General features: G+C 53.2%; 4 protein-coding genes. 1 reads left to right on the forward strand and 3 read right to left on the reverse strand.

The window, feature by feature from the left end; translation table 11 throughout:
• Window positions 1–615: 615 nt before the first annotated feature.
• The 3 genes from GH681_RS22535 to GH681_RS22545 all read right to left on the reverse strand — a co-directional run bounded on the left by GH681_RS22535 (window position 616) and on the right by GH681_RS22545 (window position 2,455).
• Window positions 616–726 carry a Rop family plasmid primer RNA-binding protein gene (locus GH681_RS22535; RefSeq protein ID WP_368666712.1) on the reverse strand — a complete coding sequence of 37 codons (111 nt, stop codon included), beginning with the start codon at window positions 724–726 and terminating at the stop codon, window positions 616–618.
• Between the two features lie 176 nt (window positions 727–902).
• A complete protein-coding gene (locus tag GH681_RS22540) occupies window positions 903–2,090 on the reverse strand; it encodes an IS91-like element IS91 family transposase (protein WP_000937614.1) in 1,188 nt (395 codons plus the stop codon).
• On the reverse strand, window positions 2,090–2,455 hold the full coding sequence (locus GH681_RS22545; protein WP_000124098.1) for a hypothetical protein: 366 nt from the start codon (window positions 2,453–2,455) through the stop codon (window positions 2,090–2,092). Before GH681_RS22545 ends, GH681_RS22540 begins: the two co-directional genes overlap by 1 nt.
• A gap of 18 nt (window positions 2,456–2,473) precedes the next feature.
• Between GH681_RS22545 and GH681_RS22550 the strand changes: the two genes are divergently transcribed.
• On the forward strand, window positions 2,474–2,791 hold a 318-nt coding region (locus GH681_RS22550), incomplete at its 3' end, for a DNA topoisomerase (protein WP_368666711.1).

Raw genomic sequence — 2,791 nt, forward strand, 5'->3', positions numbered from 1 at the left:
TCCTGACAGGGGGAGCTATGGGAAAGGGCGCCGCTGCCCGAAGGGAGAAGGGCGGACAGGTATCCGGTAAGCGGCAGGGTCGGAACAGGAGAGCGCACGAGGGAGCTTCCAGGGGGAAACGCCTGGTATCTTTATAGTCCTGTCGGGTTTCGCCACCTCTGACTTGAGCGTCGATTTTTGTGATGCTCGTCAGGGGGGCGGAGCCTATGGAAAAACGCCAGCGGCGCGGCCTTTTGTCCTGGCTTTGCCTTTTTGCTCACATGTTCTTTCCGGCCTTATCCCCTGATTCTGTGGATAACTGTGTTACCGTTTTTGTGTGAGTCAGTACCGCTCGCCGCAGCCGAACGACCGAGCGTAGCGAGTCAGTGAGCGAGGAAGCGGAAAAGCGCCTGGACGTGCATTTTCTCCTTACGCATCTGTGCGGCATTTCACACCCGGCATGGGGCACTTTTCATACAATCTGCACTGATGCCGCATGGTTAAGCCAGTATACACTCCGCTGTCGCTACGCGACTGGGTCAGGGTTTCGCCCCGACACCCGCTGACGCGCCCTGGCGGGCTTGTCTGCTGCCGAAAACGCTCGCGGACAAGCCGTGAGCGCCTCCGTCAGCTTCGTTATGTTCCTGTTTCACTTTCAGTCTCAAAGCGAACCTGGATGCTGTTCTGGAGTTCTTCCGCGAGTTCGTGCAGTCGTTCGCACATGGCCGCCTGTTCATCGATAGGAATTTAAATCCCCAAAAGACTAAAAAAGCACCACAAAACGGATGTTTCTTCAACACCCCTTGTGCACCATATGAGCGGAAACGACTATTAAACAGGATGACACTGATTGATACAGGGTATGAATGGCGGTTTTTTGCTCCGTTTCCGGTAAAATGGACGCAACTTCCCCTCTGCGGCTCTCAGCCGCACACCTGCTGTCGTGCCAGTCGCTCATGCATCAGGACCAGCTCTGCCAGTCGGTAACCCCGCTTCAGCCCCGTAAAACGCATCTGACTTCCGCACAGAATGCACTTCAGCGGGTCAACCTTCAGTAACCTCTGATACATCCCTCTCCACCTGATTTGCATCGCCGTTTTTCTCACCGTCTCCGTTATGACGTACACAACTTCTTCCAGTAAGCGGCGCTTCACCGGACTCAGGAAACCGTAGTACCTCACCATACGGAACCCCTTATCTGCTACATGCCAGGAGAACCTTTCCATGAACTCATCTCCACTCATCAACAGGTATTCTTCCCGTTTTGTACGGTGACTGTTGTAACGCAGACCGATTTCATCCTGACCGGCATAATGCTCCAGCCGACTCATCGGCACCGGTGGCTTTTTCAGGTAAGAGCCGAAGTACACCGCCACATGTGTGGCGTTATCCATCACCCTGGATATGTTGACATTCCAGCCGCGGCGGTAATGCGTGTCCAGGAAGCGATTCCAGTCCCGTTTGCTGTTTCCTTCCACTGCCAGTTCATCCGGTATTACCAGCTCCGGGTATTTCCGGGACAGTAGCCGCGTTATCCGGTAACGCCACATGCTCATCACCTTACGGGCGTAAAAATGAAGATTTTTCCAGGTGTGGCCCGACGTCACACCACCGGCAGTTGTCGATAAATGGATATGCGGATGCCACTGCTGGTCACGCCCCCATGTGTGGATCACCGTGAATATCCCCGGCTCCACATCTGTCTGATGGCAGATTTCCAGTATCACATCCGCTGCAATGCGGCTCATCTCTGCCAGTAACCACCGGTTGTGGAACACCAGGGACCAGTACTGGCAGGGAAGTGTGAACACAATATGCTGCCACGGGCAGTCGGGGACCAGGCTCAGCAGATACTGTATCCACTGTGCGCCAGCCTTCACCCCGCAGTGCGGACAGGAGCGGCTTTTACACCGGAAGCAGACCTTTTTGGTGTGGCAACAGTCCGGTGACGAACAGCACCATTGCGTGTAGCCCATCAGCGTGGTCCCGCATGCCATGATTTTTGTCACTGACTCAGTCACCACCGGACGCACTGAACCTTCCGGCTGTTTCTCCAGCCAGTTAAGCCAGCGGTTACCCTGCTGAAAAATATCGGCAAAACGGGGAAGCATCAGACGGGTGGGGTAACGCCATCCGGCCAGTGAACTGTGCCGCATTCCGGGCAGTACATACCACCGGCACTGATACCGGCAAGAATGGTTGCAAACTCCCGCTCCGTACAGCGGGCTATTTCCGGATACCCTTCGTCATCGACACGAACAAACCAGAAGACCAGCTTTTTGTTTCCTGCATCCAGAAAGAACGGAATACCCAGGTCAGCGCAGCACTCAACGGCATCGTCAAAATTATCAAAGCGCAGAACTTCAGCGTCTTCTTCGTCAAAAAAATCATCCGGATGAAGTTTCACAACATAGCGGGGAAGTTTGCTTCTTTGTGGTGCGGGTTTGCGTTTACGGGGTTTAGCTGAACGGGCCATATAACTACCTGAAAGACAATGACATTATCTTTTTTTATAACGGTAATTCCAGACCATGACAAGCCGCAGCCGCCAGGCTGCCTACTCGATAAAGCGTGGGCAGACGGAACGGCAGCATCCCTTGCAGGAAAACCGGCTACCGTTGAAGCGGCAGCAACTGATGATAAAAAAACGGCTGCGCCGTTGCCGTTTAACCTGGTCAGACTCCAGCAATACATGAACAAAAAGTTCAAAATGACGGCACAAAAAACGCTGGATATTACGCAACAATTACGTGAAAAATATAAAGCGATTACTTATAACCGCTCTGATTGCTCATATCTTTCTGATGAACAA

This window comes from Zoogloea sp. 1C4 (genome assembly GCF_009469605.1).
GTDB lineage: Bacteria > Pseudomonadota > Gammaproteobacteria > Burkholderiales > Rhodocyclaceae > Zoogloea > Zoogloea oryzae.

Bases quoted from the DNA above. Each gene is read 5' to 3' on its own strand.
- GH681_RS22540 (WP_000937614.1), bottom strand. From the start codon at position 2,090: ATGCTTCCCCGTTTTGCCGATATTTTTCAGCAGGGTAACCGCTGGCTT.
- GH681_RS22545 (WP_000124098.1), bottom strand. From the start codon at position 2,455: ATGGCCCGTTCAGCTAAACCCCGTAAACGCAAACCCGCACCACAAAGA.